The 17,466-nt window shown below is 65.5% G+C and carries 7 protein-coding genes; 5 read left to right on the top strand and 2 right to left on the bottom strand.

Annotated elements, in window-relative coordinates; all coding sequences use genetic code 11:
* The first annotated feature begins 95 nt into the window (after nt 1-95).
* Nucleotides 96-3,599, top strand: coding sequence for a glycosyl hydrolase 2 galactose-binding domain-containing protein (locus ABQJ54_RS13200; RefSeq protein WP_437343354.1), 3,504 nt, complete (start codon nt 96-98; stop codon nt 3,597-3,599).
* Nucleotides 3,600-3,653: 54 nt separating this feature from the next.
* Here ABQJ54_RS13200 and ABQJ54_RS13195 read toward each other — a convergent pair whose 3' ends face one another.
* Complete coding sequence (locus tag ABQJ54_RS13195; RefSeq protein ID WP_437343353.1) at nt 3,654-4,730, bottom strand: LacI family DNA-binding transcriptional regulator; 1,077 nt, start codon at nt 4,728-4,730, stop codon at nt 3,654-3,656.
* Between the two features lie 881 nt (nt 4,731-5,611).
* Between ABQJ54_RS13195 and ABQJ54_RS13190 the strand changes: the two genes are divergently transcribed.
* From ABQJ54_RS13190 to ABQJ54_RS13175, 4 genes are all read left to right on the top strand, one after another.
* Complete coding sequence (locus ABQJ54_RS13190; protein ID WP_367854773.1) at nt 5,612-8,827, top strand: TonB-dependent receptor; 3,216 nt, start codon at nt 5,612-5,614, stop codon at nt 8,825-8,827.
* 326 nt (nt 8,828-9,153) lie between these two features.
* Nucleotides 9,154-11,406, top strand: a complete 2,253-nt coding sequence (locus ABQJ54_RS13185) for a beta-glucosidase family protein (protein ID WP_367854772.1) — start codon at nt 9,154-9,156, stop codon at nt 11,404-11,406.
* A 75-nt stretch (nt 11,407-11,481) separates the two neighbouring features.
* Nucleotides 11,482-14,214, top strand: a complete 2,733-nt coding sequence (locus ABQJ54_RS13180) for a beta-glucosidase (RefSeq protein WP_367854771.1) — start codon at nt 11,482-11,484, stop codon at nt 14,212-14,214.
* A gap of 227 nt (nt 14,215-14,441) precedes the next feature.
* Nucleotides 14,442-15,980, top strand: a complete 1,539-nt coding sequence (locus ABQJ54_RS13175) for a sialate O-acetylesterase (protein WP_367854770.1) — start codon at nt 14,442-14,444, stop codon at nt 15,978-15,980.
* 91 nt (nt 15,981-16,071) lie between these two features.
* On the opposite strand, the gene ABQJ54_RS13170 is transcribed toward ABQJ54_RS13175, so the two are convergent.
* Nucleotides 16,072-17,466, bottom strand: coding sequence for a glycoside hydrolase family 47 protein (locus ABQJ54_RS13170; protein ID WP_367854769.1), 1,395 nt, complete (start codon nt 17,464-17,466; stop codon nt 16,072-16,074).

The following is a 17,466-nucleotide window of genomic DNA, read 5'->3' as shown; positions in this document are numbered from 1 at the left end:
TCTGGTGAGCTTGGCTGATTCGTCGCTTGGGGAAAGGGGTATCCGGGTATGGCCGGGTTGCACTTGCGGCGACCCGTCCCACCGAATGCCCGTGGATGCAATTGCCGGACACCGTGGGATCGGGTTGGCAATCGAAAAAGGGGAGATTGATGTCGAGACATGTCCGTTCCGGCGCACTTGCTTGTGGATGGGTGGCCTTGTTGCTGGCGTGCTGGCCTGGCTGCGGCCGCGCCGACACCCGTTACGGCCCGTGGAACGTGTCTGTCATGGCCGGCAGCGTCGGCTTCAGCCAGAAGCTTCCGATGGATGCCCCGGTGCTGGCGACCAAGGCCGACTGGTCGGCCACGGCCTGGGTTCGGCCGCTCGCCCTGCCTGCGGGTCGCCAGTTGCTTGCCGGTTACGGCGCTGTCGATGGACCGGCGCGCTATTTCATGGCCGATGCCGGTCACCTCGCGTTCTGGTGGGGGCACGGCCACGCCACGGTATCGACGGCCTCCCTGCGCCCCGGTCAATGGCAGTTCGTTGCCGCCGTGGTGCGGCAAGGGCGCTTCCATCTGTATCTCGATGGGCATGAAGTCGATGCGGCATCGGCGCCCGCCGAAACCGTATCGGCGCAGATGGGTATCGCCCCGGTGCAGCAGCCGTGGCCTGCCGCTGCGCACTTTGGTGGCCAGGTAGCCGATTTCAGCCTGTGCGCCGACGCCGAGGATGCCGCCAGCATCCGCCGGCAGGCGCAGACGCCGCCTGATCCAGCGCTCATCCAGTTCGTGAATGCGGCGGAGGACTGGCCGATACAAACCCGCCAGATGGGCGGCCAGGTGGTGCCGCAGGAGCCCAGCACCCTGCCGCACAGCCGCGCGCCATTCTCCAGGCCGGTGGCCGTGGCGGCGCCGGCGCAACCGGCACTGCGCGCGCAGGGGTCGGATACGTGGGTGCTGGACGATTGGCAACTGGCGTCCGCCACCGACCTCGGCCATGCCGATGGCGCGCAGTTGTCGGCGCCTACGGCAAAGGTTTCCGGCAAGGCCTGGCTGCAGGCGACCGTGCCGGGCACCGTGCTGACCACGCTGGTGGATCGCGGCATCTACCCCGACCCCGCGTACGGCCTGAACAACATGGCCATCCCGGAATCGCTGCACCAGCACGACTGGTGGTACCGCACCCGTTTCGATGCCCCAGCGCAGCTCGCCGGACGCCACCTGGAACTCACCTTCAACGGCATCAACTACGCCGCCGAGGTGTGGGTCAACGGCCAGCGCGTGGGGGAAATTCGTGGCGCCTTCGTGCGTGGCCGCTTCGACGTCACCAGCCTGCTGAAGCCGGGGCAGGCCAATGCCATCGCGGTGCGCATGTCGCCGCCGCCGGATCCCGGCGTGGCGCACGAGCAATCGCTGGCCGCCGGTCCCGGCCCGAACGGCGGCATGCAGGCACTGGATGGCCCCACCTTCATTGCCAGCGAAGGCTGGGACTGGATTCCGGCCATCCGCGACCGCGACACCGGCCTGTGGCAGGACGTGACCCTGCATGCGACCGGCGCCGTCCGCATCGGCGATCCGCACGTGGTGACCCGCTTGCCGCTGCCCGACCTGAGCCACGCCGAAGTCGATATCGACGTACCGCTGGACAACCCGGGCACGCAGTCGGTGAACGGCACGCTGCATGCCGCCTTCGGCGACGTCCGCATCGAGCGCGCGGTGACCGTGCCGCCAGGCGGAACGGTGGTGCATCTCGCGCCGTCGAACGCGCCGCAGCTGGACGTGCACGATCCGCACCTGTGGTGGCCCAATGGCTACGGTGATCCGTACCTGTACCGGCTTTCCCTGGATTTCACTGCCGATGGCGCGGTGTCCGATGCGCGTGCGCTGGATTTCGGCATCCGCCAGATCAGCTACGAGCTATCGCTGTTCGACCAGGCCGGCAACCTGGATCGCGTGCTGGTCACGCCCGATCGCACGCGCGAGCCGGGTGAACGCATCCTCGACGTCACCCATCAGGGCATCCACCGCACGCCCACGGCCTGGGCCTACTCCCTGCTGCCCGGCGCCGCACAGTCGCCGGCCGTGCAGCCGCTGCAGGACGATCGCCTGTCCCCGTACCTGGCGATCCGCGTCAATGGCGTGCGCATTGCCGTCAAGGGCGGTAGCTGGGGCACCGACGACTTCATCAAGCGCGCCTCGCGTGCGCGGCTGGAGCCCTATTTCAAGCTGCAGCAACAGGCGCATTTCAACGTCATCCGCAACTGGGTCGGCCAGAGCACCGAGCCGGCGTTCTACGACCTCGCCGACCGGTACGGCATGCTGGTATTCAACGATTTCTGGCAATCCACCCAGGATTACAACCTGGAGCCGATGGACGATGCGCTGTTCATGCGCAATGCCGAGGACGTGATCCGCCGCTATCGCAACCATCCGAGCATTGCCTTGTGGTTTGGGCGCAACGAAGGCGTGCCGCAGCCCTTGCTCAACCAGTTGCTGGACAAGGCCATTGCCAAACTCGATGGCACCCGCCTGTACATGCCCAGCTCCAACCGCATCAACCTGTGGGATAGCGGGCCTTACAACTATCGGCCGCCCGAGCAGTATTTCACCCAGTTGTCGCAGGGCTTCGCGGTCGAGGTCGGCACGCCCTCGTTTCCGACCCTGGAGGCATTCGAGGCGATGATGCCCGCGGCCGACCAGTGGCCGATCAGCGACGATTGGGCCTACCACGATTGGCACCAGGCAAGTAATGGCGACGTGGCCAGTTTCATGGCCGCCATGCAAAACCAGTTTGGCGCGCCCACCAGCCTGGCCGATTTCGAGCGGAAGGCGCAATTGATGAATTACGTCAGTTACCGCGCCATTTTCGAAGGCATGAACGCCCGTCTGTGGACCCGCAACAGTGGTCGCCTGCTATGGATGAGCCACCCGGCGTGGCCAAGCACCACCTGGCAGGTCTACAGCCACGACTATGACACCCAGGCCTCGTACTACGGGGTCAAGCATGCGTCCGAACCCGTGCACGTGCAGATGAACCTGCCCGATCGCCAGATCATGGTGGTGGACGACACCACCCAGGCTATCCATGGCGCACAGCTCGACATCGACGCCTATGCGCTCGACGGCCACCTGCTCGCGCATGCCACCCGACCCGTGGAGGCGGCTGCGGTGGCCACCACGCCCGTCCACGGCGGCCCGGCGCTCGATGCCATGGTGAACGCGCATGGCGTGGTGTTCGTCGCGCTGGCCCTGCACGCGGACGATGGCCACCTGCTGTCACGCAATTTCTACTGGACGGCGGCCAAGCCGGAAGACTTGCGCCAACTCGACCAGCTTCCGGCGCAGGCACTGCGATGGTCCGTCCAGGGCGATGGCCCAGGGCGCTTGCGCGTGTCCCTGGCCAATCCGGGCCGGCAGGTCGTATTGGGCGCCAAGCTCACCCTGGTCGATGCGCAGGGCAAGCGCATCCTGCCGGCGTATTACTCGGACAACTACATCGACCTGGTGCCGGGTGGCACGCGCGAAATCGAGATATCGATCGACGCGGGGGGCAGCCTTGCAGGAGCGCAGGTGCAACTGCGCGGTTGGAACGTTGTGTCTGCCACGGGCAGGGTGCCATAGATTGCGGATGGAGGTGTCGTGGTGGATGGGCAAGGGAAATGCAATCGACGCTCGTCAGGGTTTGCGCCGCGGCGGCGCGGTCGATCCGCGCACCACCAGTTCCGGCTTGAATTGCACGCTCTCGACCTTGCCGTCGCAGATCTGGGCAATCAAGAGCCGCGTGGCACGTTCGACGATCAATTCGGCGGGCTGGCGTGCCGTGGTGAGTGGTGGCCACGAATGGCGCGAGAACGGGCTGTCCTCGAAACCGGCGATCGAGATGTCGTACGGAATCTGCAGGCCGCTCGAACTCGCCGCGGCCAGCGCGCCCGCCGCGATCTCGTCGTTGGAGCCGAAAATCGCGGTGGGCGGAACATCGAGGCTGAGCAGGCGGCAGGCGCCGCGGAAGCCGTCGCTGAACACGTAATCGCCGTCTATGACGAGCTCGGTCTGCAACGGGATGCCGTATTCCTCCAGGGCCTTGCAATAGCCATCGAAGCGTTCGCTGCTGGCGTGGTGGTTGGGGCCGCCCTTGAGAAACCCGATACGCCGGTGCCCCAGGTGAATGAGGTGCTCGGTGATGGAATAGGCCGCGCTGCGGTCGTCGATGTATACGTAAGGCATCGAGCCGCCCGGATCGACGGTGGTGGACAGCACGGGGACATAGGGCACGTGATGTTCGACCAGCGCCGCAATGGCGGCGGCGCGTTCGGAAATCGGCGGCGTCAGTACCAGCCCGGCGAGCCCATGGCTGGTGGCGAAGCCGATCAGCTTGTCCGGCAGGCTCGGCTCCATCGAATCGAATGGATGCGCCTGCAGTGCGAAGGCGAGGTTGTCGCACGCCGTGATGGCGCCCTGCAGCGCGGCGACCACCAGGTAAGCGTTCGGGTTGTTGTACACCAGCCCGATCGTGTGGGAGCGCGCGCCGCCCAGGCCGCGGGCAAACAGGTTGGGGCGATAGTCGAGCTGCTTGACCGCGCGCAGGACGCGTTCGCGCGTTTGCTGGCTCACCACGGCTTTGCCGCTGACCACACGCGAGACCGTGCTCGCCGAGACGCCGGCATGCATGGCGACGTCCTGCAGGGTTGGAACTGTCAACACACACTCCTCAGTTGGCTGGTGAAGCCAGTGACGGGATCGCCCCTGCGGCATGTCGTAGCAGCCGGTGCCATCGGGCGGCGTGGATGGGAGCGGCACGAAGGATATCGACTGCTGCCCACGGCGACATCCCCAATCCGGTGGCTCGCTTGCAGGCGATGGGCCTTTCGTCAAAAGCCCTGTCGCCCGCGAGCAGGTGCGTCCCTGTTCGCCGGCCACGCTTCCAGGTGCGCGGCATGCGGATGACAGCGGTTGCATGGACATATCGAGGATATGTCATTTTGGTTTGATGATGACCGCATATGACATATTGTCATTGTCGAAATAAATTGCGAAACCGTGATTCTTTTTCGAAATATAATGCGACTAATACATGTAAGTTGATGAAATTTCTACTAAAGTTATTTAACATGCAATTGTTGGTGAAATATTGCATTGCGTTTTGACTTCCCTTTCAGATCAATGATAGTTTTTCAAGCGTTGTCACAGGGGGAGGGCGCTGCCGATGTCAGTGAATGCAAGCCGGATAACCGCTGCGGTGATGGGGAAGTAAGGCGGATATCCGGTTTCCTGGTTTCCAGGTGGCATAGGCGGCTACGTAGTTCAGGCAACAGGGTCGCAGCGGAATCCATCGCCGATGCCGGCAGGTGGTTTGGGGATATTCCAGTCGATGGCATTCCATGGTGAGGCTGGTGGGTGTGGCTGTGTCTGATCCGTTTGTCGGGTAATGCGACGCGGCTTCGTTGCGCGTCGGTGCCGTCCAGCGGACGCATCCAGAGGCATCTCACGGCCAATCGGCCTGCGGCCGTCCAGCATTTTGCGCCTTCGGATGGGCGCGTTTTCGAGTATCGCAAGCAGCAACACGTCGATGAAGTGCTGGCCCGGGTTCGCCCGCGGTTAGGTATCCGAAATTCACGAGAGGGAGCAACTCAACAATGAAACAGCAGATGGCAAGACTTGCGCTGGCAAGCGCCGTGGCGATGGCGCTTGCACCAGCCGCTTTCGCTATGGGGGGACAACCGGCGGCAACCGGCCAGTCACCGAACGGAGAGAACGCATCCGCGGCCGCACCACAGACCGCCACGGCCAATCAGACGACGGGTACGCCGGATGCCGGGAAGGGCAACGGTGGCAAGACCGCATCCGACAAGGAGGCCAAGACCCTGCAGGGGGTTCAGGTGCAGGCTGGCCTGCTCCGGTCGCAGATGCAATCCATCGACCTGAAGCGGACTGCGCCTGACATCCAGGACAGCATCACCTCGGTGAGCATTGGCCAGTTGCCCGACATCACGATCGCCGACTCGCTGCAGCGCGTGACCGGCGTGCAGGTCGACCAGACTGCGGGTGAGGGTTCGCAAATCAACATCCGTGGCCTGCCCGAGGTGCAGACGCTCATCAACGGCGAGTCCTTCCTCAGCGCGGACAACATCGACAGCAACCAGCCGAACTACGAGACGCTGCCCTCGGAGCTGTTCTCGGGCGTCGACGTCCTGAAGTCCGCCACCGCAAACAACCTGACGTCCGGTATCTCGGGCACCGTGAACCTGCGGACACAGCGTCCCTGGGATTTGCCGTCCGGGTGGACGGTTGCCGGCACCGTCGAAGGCGGTCGTGGCAGCGTCACGGACAAGACCAAGCCGTCTGGCAACCTGGAGCTCGGGTACAACGACAACGGCAAGTGGGGCATCCTGGTTGGTGCCTCGTATTCGGACTTCGTCCACAACTGGGGCACCCAGGGCTGGCAGCCGAACCAGACGGGTGTGATTGCCGGCGAGAACGCGGCCTCCGCGGGTGGCCCCTTGGGTTACCTGGATGAGGCGGGTACCTGGGACAACAAGACGATGCCGTCACAGATCGTGAGGTTGGCGGACGGTTCGGTGGACGTGAATGGTGATGGCAAGTCCGATGGCGCGTTCTACAGCCCGCCGCGGCTCTATGCGGCCAATCAGTTGATCCAGCCCAAGCGCACCGGCCTCAACAGCTCCTTCCAGTACGACTTCGGCAGCGGCTTCACCCTGACTGCCGACGGGTTCTACAACAAGGAAGATCAGACCACCCTGATTGCCAGCATCTACGCGCTGCCGGTCAGCCAGCAGGCGCCGACCAGCCTGCCGGCGCAATCGACTCCCACCAACGCCATCCTGACCAGCGGTGCAGCGACCGGCCAGCGGTTCTACACCGTGCAGAGCTACAACCTCTGGCCCGGTGACGTGGAGCCCGAGTCGACCGGCAATCTGGTGCAGTCGATCGCGCGGAACTGGAACCTCAAGCTCGACTACGACAACGGTGGCGCGTTCACCGGCAGCGTGCGCTACGTCAACGCAACCGCCAGCCAGGTCATGAACAACGCCACCATCGACTTGTCGAATGGTGACGGCTCGCAGTGGCCTACCACCATGGTGGGCACCGGCGCGTTGGCACCCTTGCCGCCCACCGAGTACGCCGGCCCGAACGGCAACTATGCGTTCAACCCGAATGGATTGCCGGCCTACGCGTATCCCATCAGCTACAACCTGACCGGCGAAAACCCGGCGGTGAGCCTTCCGGCTGCCTTGCGGCAGCAGCTTGCCAACGAGAACAGCTACGTCGCCAAGAGCATCTACGGGAACAGCAGCGCAGCGCATTCGGGCATGAACATCGTGCGTGCCGACGGAAACTTCCGGTTCAACGACAACCTCAACGTGGATTTTGGCCTGCGCAGCAGCATCCGTTCGGCCTATCTGAATACCTACGATTACACGGCCTTCCAGTATGCGGGCAATGGCGCTTCCGATCCGCAGGGTTGCCAGATGCGATGGACGACATCCGACCTGCAGGCGAATGGCGGCGGCGTGGCGGGCGCATGCACCGCGGGCAACGCCGCCGGCGAAGCCTACCGTGGCAACCTGCAGACCGGGCCGCTCACCCAGCTACCCGGCATTCTCAGCGGCAACATCGAGAGACTGGTCAACCCGGGCCAGGTGCAGGGGCTGACTGGCTGGGCAGTGAACCCGTCCTCCATGCGGAATCCGTACCAGTGGTACAACACGGTCGAGGACGGCAACGCGGCGTTGGATTTCTTCCCGGGAGACAGTTGGAACGTGCTGCTGAAAGAGCGTACCGCGTACGGCCAGTTGAACTTCAATGGCGACGTGGGCGGCATGACGTTCAGCGGCAATTTCGGCCTGAAGTACATCCACACGGATCTCGATGTGACGCAGTTCATATCGGGGGGAAGTCTTCCATACGGGCTGAATGCCCCTGCCATTGGCACCCTGGGTACGAGCCGGTCGTACAACGACTTGTTGCCCGCATTCAATCTGGCGCTCGACCTCACCCCGAGCCTGATCGCTCGTGTGGCGGTTGCAAAGAACATGATGCCGCTGACTCTGGATCAGTGGGGCGGCGGACTCAGCCCGACCTACCAGATCACGACCTTGCCCAATGGGCAATCGGTTGAGGCGGTTACGGGTGCGTCCTCCACCGGCAACCCCAACCTCAACCCGTGGCGATCCACCAACACCGATGTTTCGCTGGAGTGGTACATCAACCCGAGCAGCATATTGAGTTTTGACTACTTCCACATCAACGTGGCGAGTTTCATTTCCAACAGCAGCGTCGAGGATTGTGCACTCCCGGATCAGGATGGCGTCGTCCGGCGGTGCGTTGCCGTCACCGAACCGGTGCAGGGAGCTGGCGCGATCCTTCATGGATACGAAGGAGATTACCGCCAGGCGTTCACGTTCCTGCCTGGGGTCTTGTCGCACCTGGGTGCCGAGGTCAATGCGACGTATTCACCGAGCGCCGTCGGGGGGCAGAACGACCTTGCCGGCCATGCGATACCGTTCCAGGACAACTCGAAGAAATCGGGCAACCTCGTTCTGTGGTACCAGGATGATCGCCTGCAGATCCGCCTTGCCGAGAACTATCGCAGCAAGCGGGCGGTGCAGTCGAATTACGCAGGCGTGGATGGATTCGAGGTGTACCAGACGCAAACGCACTACCTGGATGCGAGTGTGAGCTATCAGGTCAATCGCAACTTCCAGGTATTCCTGCAGGGTGAAAACCTGACCAACGAGCGCCAGCAGTTCTATCTCGTTTGGCCGAGCGAGAAGTACTACTCGAGCCTCTCCGAGCGCTACGTCATGGCTGGCGTGAGGTTCAAGCTGTAAGCGGCAGGCGCCCCCACGGATGGCTGGCGCGGCAACGGGTTGGTTGTGAAGCCGTGGCGGGATTGCCGCGGCTCCACGGCAACTGTGCTTGCATGGCCCGACGATTTTCCCCCTCCCCCTTGGGCCATGCAGGCACCTCATATTCCTGGAAGTCCGAGCGATGGAAAGAAGCCGGGTGGCGAAGCCCGCTGCGCGGTGCGGTTTTCATCGCTTGGATGCGCATGGGCGCAGAAGCGCGACCCGGTGGTGTTGGTACGGGTTCCGCCGCCTCCCCGCCGGGGGCATGCGCGGGACAGGCCGATGGTTGATTGACTGGAGGATGAGACATGTCGATGACGAGGGTGCTGGGCACGATGTTGGCGTCATCCATGCTGCTCGCGGTTGCGGGGGCGGCGTGGGCCGAGGAAGCCGAGGCGCTTCCACCTGCCTCGTCGTCATCCGCCGCGCGGCCCTGGATGAATACGGCGCTGTCGCCCGACACGCGCGCCGAGCTGGTGGTCAAGCAACTGACGTTGGCCGAGAAGATCCAGCTCGTGCATGGCACCGGCTGGGCCTCGCTGATCCCGGGCAACCCCATCCCCGAAGGCTGGAACTACGGCGCGGGCTACGTGCCCGCCATCGCGCGCCTCGGCATCCCCGGCATCCACATGGACGATTCGGCGGTGGGCGTGCGCGGCGCCGCGTACCTCAGCCGCTACGCCACGCTGCTGCCTTCCACGGTGGGCGCCGCGGCCAGCTTCGATCCGCAGGCGGCGTTCCTCTACGGCAGCGTCATCGGGCGCGAGCTGCGCGCACAGGGTTTCAACATGTCGATCGGCGGCGGCGTCGATATCACGCGCGAGCCGCGCAACGGGCGCACGTTCGAATACGCGGGTGAGGATCCGCTGCTGGCCGGCACCATGACCGGCAACCTCATCCGTGGCGTGCAATCGCAGCATGTGATGGGCGACATCAAGCATTACGCGTTCAACGACCAGGAGACCGGACGCTCCTACTACAACGCGGTCATCGGCGATCGGGCGGCGCAGGAAAGCGACCTGCTGGCGTTTCGCATCGGCATCGACATCGGGCAGCCGGCCGGCGTCATGTGTTCCTACAACCAGGTCAACGGCGTGTATGCCTGCGAGAATCCGTGGCTGTTGACGCGGGTGCTGCGCAAGGACATCGGCTTCAAGGGGTTCGTGGTGTCGGACTGGGGCGGAACCCATTCCACCGTGGCCTCCGCACTGGCCGGGCTGGACATGGAAATGCCAAGCAGCCTCGATGGCAAGAGCTATTTCGGGACACCGCTGCAGCAGGCCGTCGAACATGGCCAGGTGCCGATGGCGACGCTGGACGCGATGGATCAGCGCATCCTGCGCAGCATGTTCGCAGCCGGCGTCGTCGACCATCCGGTCGAGCCGCGCGATGTCATCGACCCGTTCGAGGGGCGCGACGATGCCCGGCGCATCGCCGAGCAAAGCATGGTGCTGCTGCGCAACCAGCGCCAGCTGCTGCCGCTCGACGCGAAGTCCGTCCAGTCGATCGCCATCATCGGCGCCCATGCGGACGTCGGTGTGCTGTCGGGCGGCGGCTCGGCCCAGGTGGATGCGCCCGGAGGCAATGCGGCGGATCCGCACACGGGCGGCGCCAAATGGGGCGAGGCCGTGTATTTCCCGTCGTCGCCGCTGCGGGCCGTCCGCCGGCATGCGCCGGATGCGAAGGTCACGTTCGACCCGGGCACCGATCCGGCTGCTGCTGCAGCGCTCGCGCGCAACTCACAGGTGGTGATCGTGTTTGCCCAGCAGCACATGCTTGAAGGCATGGATCGCCCGACGTTGGCGCTGCCGGATGGCCAGGACGCGTTGATCGAGGCGGTTGCCGCGGCCAACCCGCACACCGTGGTGGTACTGGAAACCGGCGGCCCGGTGCTGATGCCGTGGGCCGACCAGGTGGCGGGCATCGTCGAGGCCTGGTATCCCGGCATCGGCGGCGCGCAGGCGCTGGCCAACCTGCTGTTTGGCGACGTCGATTTTTCGGCCAAGCTGCCGGTGACGTTTCCGCGCAGCGATGACCAGTTGCCGTATCCGCAGGTGACCGGGCTCACGCCCGCCGTGTTTGCGGCCGCGAAGACCGATGCGCAGGTGCCGACTGCGCAGTTCACCGTGAATTACGACAAGGCGGGGGCCGCAGTCGGCTACAAGTGGTTCGAGCAGCAGCATCTCGCGCCGCTGTTTCCGTTCGGCTTCGGGCTGTCCTACACCACGTATGCGTATTCGGGCCTGAACGTGGCCGCCGATGGCAAGAGCGCCAGCCTCACCGTGCGCAATACCGGCAAGCGCGCAGGCACCGAGATCGCCGAGGTGTACGCGGTGTTGCCCAGCGCCGCCGGTGAAAGTTACAAGCGCATGGTGGGGTTCACCCGCGTGACGCTCGCTCCCGGTGAGGCAAAAAGCGTGGCCGTTGCGCTGAACGATCTTTGCGAGTCGATCTACGACACCGGCAAGCATGCTTTCGTGCGGCTGCCGGGGACCTACACGATCCTGGCCGGTTCCTCGTCCGCGGATACGCCGCTCAAGGCGACGTTCCGCGTGCCGTAGGTATTCGGCCGGGGACACTTGTCGCGACGCTCGGAATCCCGTGCGGGTGCGGACAGCAATGAATGCGGAGGGACGATGGTGAACAGATTCGAGCAATGGCATCGATGGCTGCGGGCGTACTCGCTGGCCGTGGTGGTCGTCATGGCGCCGGGAATGGCCATGGCCGCCGGATCACCCGCTGGGCTTCCGGCCACGCAGCACGCGGCTGGCGCGATGCCTGCGCACCCGGCCTGTCCCTGGGTGGGTTCGCAGGCCCCCATCGCGGATCGCGTGACGCAACTCCTGGCGCGCATGTCGCAGGCCGACAAGCTGGATCTCGTACATGGCGTGGCTGTGCCTGATCCCTACGCCGGGCGGGTTGCCGGCATCCCCGCGCTGTGCATCCCCGAGCTCACCCTGCACGACGGCCCCGTCGGGGTGCGCCTGCCGGACACGACCCAGTTGCCATCGGCCACCGCTCTCGCGGCGAGCTTCGACCCGGCGTTGGCGCGCGAGTACGGGCAGGTGATCGGCGCCGAGGACAAGGCCAAGGGCGTCGACGTCGACCTCGGGCCCACCATAAACATCGTGCGCGACCCGCGCTGGGGCCGGGCGTTCGAGAGCTACAGCGAGGATCCCTACCTGACCGGCCAGGTTGCGGCCGGCACCATTGCCGGCGTCCAGTCGCAAGGTGTGATGGCGCAGGTCAAGCACTGGGCCGTCTACAACCAGGAGACGTATCGCAACGCGCCGCAGGACAACGCCGTGGTGAGCGACCGTGCGGTGCACGAGCTCTACGCACCGGCGTTCGACGCGGCGATCCGTGCGGCCGATCCTTCCTCGGTGATGTGCTCGTACGCGTGGATCAACGGCACCAACGCCTGCGAGGATCCCTACCTCGACGCCATCCTGCGCCGGGACTTCGGGTTTACCGGCTTCATCACGTCCGACTGGGGCGGCACGCACAGCACCGTTGCCGCGGCCAACGGCGGCCTCGACATGGAGATGCCGGGCGACCAGTACTTCGGCAAGGCGCTGGCGGCCGCGATCGAGGCTGGCAAGGTGCCTCAGGCGAGGCTGGATGAAATGGCGCGTCGGATCCTGACACAGGAGTTCCGGTTCGGACTGTTCGATCGCACCGCGCGCGGCCACGCCGATGCCGTGGCTTCCACGCCAGCGCACGTGCAGGTGGCCTTGAAGGTGGCCGAGGACGGCGCGGTGCTGCTGCAGAACGCACACGGCCTGCTGCCGCTCGGCAGCGCGGACGAAACCATCGCGGTCATCGGCACCGGCGCCGGGTTCGATACCTTGACCCACGGCGGCGGCAGCGCCTCGGTGCCGGGTACCGGCGTCGTCACCCCGCTCGCGGGCATTCGCGAGCGAGCGGCCAGGGCGGGCGCCAAGACCATCTATGCGCCGGGCGTCATCGGCCCCGGTGAGGCGTATCCCACCATCACGGGGACGCATTTTGCGGGCAGTGGCGGCGAGGGCCTGCAGATCGAATATTTTGCCAACGCCCATTTCGCGGGTGCCCCGGTGGCGACGCGGACGGTACCTGACGTTGCCGCGGTGTGGAGTGGCGCCCCGGTGCCCGGCGTCGTGGCGGGTCATGCGTTTTCGGTACGTTGGAAGGGCAGCCTGACGCCGCCGGCGTCGGGGCTGTACACGTTTGGCCTGACTGGGCACGGCAGCACCCGGCTGGTGATCGCCGGCAAGCCGGTGATCGACGCCCACTCGGCGGTGCGCGCGCCGACGCTGACCCAGCAGGCGGCCGAGGCCCGGGTCGTCGCCGGCGAGGCCCTGTCGGTGGGCGAGACGCGCACGGGAACGGTACGGCTCACCGCCGGCAAGCCGGTGTCGATCGAGGTCGACTATGCGTTCACGCCCGGCACGCAGAAGGCCGAGTGGTGGGTGGGCATGGGGGGTGTCCATCTGGCGGACGCGTTCGTCAATCTGGGCTGGTTGCTGCCGGGCGAGCAGGCGACGATCGCGGCGGCCGCGCACGCGGCGGCGCAGGCCAACGTCGCGATCGTCTACGCCAACAAGTTCGAGTCCGAGGCGTTCGACGAATCCGGCATCGACCTGCCGGGCGACCAGAACGCCTTGATCGAGGCCGTGGCCGCGGCGAACCCGCGCACGATCGTGGTGCTGAACACCGGCTCCGCGGTGGCCATGCCGTGGCTCGACAAGGTCGCGGGCGTCATCGAGGCCTGGTATCCGGGCCAGCAGGCGGGGAATGCCATCGCGGCGCTGCTGTATGGCGACGTGGACCCGTCGGGCAAGCTGCCGGTCACGTTCCCGCGGACGCTGGCGCAGGTGCCGGCGGCCACCCCGGCCGAGTGGGGTGGCGTCGATGGCAAGGTCCACTACGCCGAAGGGCTCGACGTGGGCTACCGCGGGTACGCCGCCCGCAAGCTCGCGCCACTGTTCCCGTTCGGCTTCGGGTTGTCCTACACGACGTTTGCGTTCAGCCACCTGGCAGTTGCGCCCGCCACGCTGAACGCGGCGGCCGAGGTTGCCGCCACGGTCGACGTGGCCAATACCGGGAAGCGCGCGTGCGCGGAAGTGGCGCAGCTTTATCTCGCGTTTCCGGTCGGCGCCGGCGAGCCGCCGCGACAGCTCAGGGCATTCGCGAAGGTGACGTTGCAACCGGGCGCCAGGCAACAGGTGAGCCTCCGGATCCCGGCGCGCGCGTTCGCGACATGGGATTCGGCCAGGCATGCTTGGCACGTGGCGGCGGGCGATTACCGGGTCCTGGTGGGCGATTCGTCGGCCCATCTCCCACTGCAGGCGGTCGTCCATGTCGCGAGCGCAGGCGACGTCCACTGAAGGAGGCTGCCGGGCGCTTGCTCTGCAGCCTCCTTCGCCATGCCATCGAGTTCAAATCGCACCAGCCGGATACCGGTGATGATTCCAGCCCCATTGTCGTCGTCTCTCGACCTGGATTTTCCCCGAGCCCCAGCTCCGGCTGGGGTTTTTTTACGTGCGCCAGCCGAATGGATGCGCCACGTGGCGAAGATTGGTGCGCCGTACACGAACGCCAGGAACACGCCGTCATGAAGAAAAACGTATTCGCGCTGGTCACCAGCCTCGCCCTGGCCTTTGCCACGACGCCGATCCGCGCTGAAGTCCGGTTGCCGCATATCCTTTCCAGCCACATGGTGCTACAGCGTGGCCAGCCTCTTCATGTCTGGGGATGGGCCACGCCGGGCGAGAAGGTTGCCGTGGCGTTCCACGGCGTCAAGGCCCGGACCGAAGCCGACGATCTGGGCCGTTGGAGCATCCATCTGCCGCCGGAACAGGCCGGCGGGCCGTACTCGCTGACGGTGAGTGGAGCCAACCGGATCACGCTGACGGACGTGATGGTTGGCGATGTGTGGTTTGCTGCGGGCCAGTCGAACATGCAGCTTCCGTTGATGGGCTTCCCGGGTTCGGCCGTGGTACGCGACGGCGCCAAGGAGATCGCCAATGCCACCCACGCCAACGTGCGCCTGCTGCATTTTCCCGACCAGGCTTCCCCTTATCCGCAGCCGGATCAAGGCGCTACGTGGACGTTGTGCACGCCGGCGACCGCGTCGACCTTCTCGGCCGTGGCTTACTTCTTTGCCAGGGAGATCGCGCAGCGCGAACACGTCACGGTCGGCATCGTCGATTCGAGCTGGGGCGGAACCCCGGGAGAAGCCTGGGTAAGCATGGACACGCTTGGCGCGAACGCCGGACTCATGCCGGTCTTCGCCGAGTGGGCGCGCATCTCTGACGACAACATGGACCGCCCGGCGATCGACGCCATGTGGAAACGCAAGGACGATGCCGCGCGCGCTGCGGGCAAGCCATTGCCCTGGCATCCGTGGCAACCCGATGATCTGGAATCGTGGGCGCCGTCATGGCTGTATAACGGCATGGTGGCACCGGCGGTCAACTTCCCCATTCGCGGGGTCATCTGGTACCAGGGCGCGCAGAACACCCCGGTGGAACGCGCGGCGATGTACCAGCGCATCTTTCCGGCGCTGATCCACGATTGGCGCAAGCACTGGCGCGAGGGCGACTTTCCGTTCCTGTTCGTGCAATTGGCCAATTTCACCTCCGTGCCGGCCGAAAACTGGGCCGTCGTCCGCGAAGCACAGCGACGTACCCTGGGCCTTGCCAATACCGCCATGGCCGTGACCGCCGATATCGGCGACCCGGACAACGTGCACTACGCGGACAAGCAGGATGTGGGGCATCGCCTGGCGCTCGCCGCGCTGGCCCTTTCCTATGGCGCGAAGGTCGAGTACTCCGGGCCGCTATACCGGCAAGCCAATCCGGTGGGCAGCCCGGAAGGGCCGGCGATGCGGGTCTGGTTCGATCACGTCGCTGGCGGGCTGGTGGCCAAGGGCGGGACGTTGACTGGCTTCGAGGTCGCCGGATCCGATCACAGGTTCGTTCCCGCAACGGCACGGATCGACGGCGAAACCGTGCTGGTGTCCAGTCCGGTCGTCCCGCACCCCGCCTACGTCCGCTACGGGTGGGCCAACGCTCCAGTGCTGAATCTCTACAACCACGCCGGCCTGCCGGCTTCCCCCTTCACCACCGAGGAGAACGTCCCGGCACCGTGAGGGAAAAGGCCGCCCGGTTCCCATGGCAATGGGCAATTGCGCAGGCGGCTGTCGCGTTCGACGAATGCGGCGCCGCAGCCACGGATGCATTTCAGTGCGGGCTGGCCAGCGGCTGGCGCTGCAATGGATGGGCCTCGGTGTTCAGCACCACGCGATCCAGGTCCAGGGTCTTCGCCGGGGCGAACAGCAGGTAGTAGTACTTGAAGGTCTCGGCGAACACGAAGCTCTCCATGTCGTCGTCCTTCTGCTTGGTGACCACGCTCTTCAGCGCGGCGTAACCGCCGTCGGTGCGGCAGTACTTCACGAAGTCCTCGAACATCGTGCGCCCCATCGCCAGGTATTTGGGGTCGTGGGTGTAGTGGTAGAGGTAGTAGGTGGATTCGACGATTTCCGGACGCAGCGGATAGGCCGGGTCGAGCACCTTCATCGCGCGATAGTCGAGCAGTTCCGGCTCGATGCCGTGCAGGTTCCACATGCGGAACGAGGAATCCTGCAGGCGCTTCGCGCGATCGAGATCGCCCGACAGCGCCAGCAGGCCCGGGAAGAACGCGTCCAGCGCGCCCCATTCCGTCGCGGTGCGCCTGCCGGTATTCATGTCGACATGGCCGTACCAGAGCTGGCCGTCGCGGTCGTCGGCGACATAGCGGTTTATCGCGGCGATGCTGGTGCGCCACATCGCCAGGCAATCCTTGTCGCCGAACAGCAGCCAGCATTTCCACAGGTATTCGATGTAGGAATCGATGCCGCCACCGACATGCGACGTGCTGTCGAGCCATTGCCCGGTCTCGATGTTGATGGCCGAGCCGACCAGGCCGAGCTTCGAGCGGCGCCTGTAGGTCTCGACCACTGCGCGCTTGGCCTTGGCGTAGTACACCGGGTTGCCGGTGAGCCGGGACAGCGTGCCGAACTCGAACAGCAGCGAACCGGTCTCGGCCGGGTTGCTGGTCGTACCGCGCACCTTGCCGGTGCGCAGGTTGACCTCGACGTACGGCAGGCCGGTCGGCGAGTCGAACACCGGCAGCAGGCGGTGGCCGAGGTCGTCGGCGAGTGCCAGCAGGCGCTTGTCGCCGGTCAGCTCGTAGCTGGACAGCAGGCCGCCGAGCAGGCGGATGGTGATCTCGAAATTCTTGACGTAGATGTCCTTGTCGAAGGACAGCTGCGTGTCGATCAGCCGGCGGGTCTTGTCGGCTTGCTTGTTCAGGCCCATCAGGATCAGCGTGTCGAGGCTGTCCACGGGCGTCATCAGCAGCGACTGGCCGTACCAGTCGTGCGGCTTGCGGCTGAGCGGCATCAGCTCGTCATGCCCCCACGCATAGCGCTCGTAGTTGTCCCAGGCGTGCAGGAATTCGGTCTTGACCTGTGCCGCCATGGCGGCATGGTCCAGCGCCGCAGGTGCGGCAGCGGGCGTGTCGGCGATGGCGGAGAACGGCAAGGCCAGCGCACCGAGCAGGGCCGCGCTGCCGATCAGGCTCGAGATCTTGAACAT

Source organism: Rhodanobacter lycopersici (assembly GCF_040812335.1).
Classification (GTDB): Bacteria; Pseudomonadota; Gammaproteobacteria; order Xanthomonadales; family Rhodanobacteraceae; genus Rhodanobacter_A; species Rhodanobacter_A lycopersici.
Note: the sequence above shows the minus strand (reverse complement) of the source record. Positions and strands in the feature narration are given on the sequence as shown.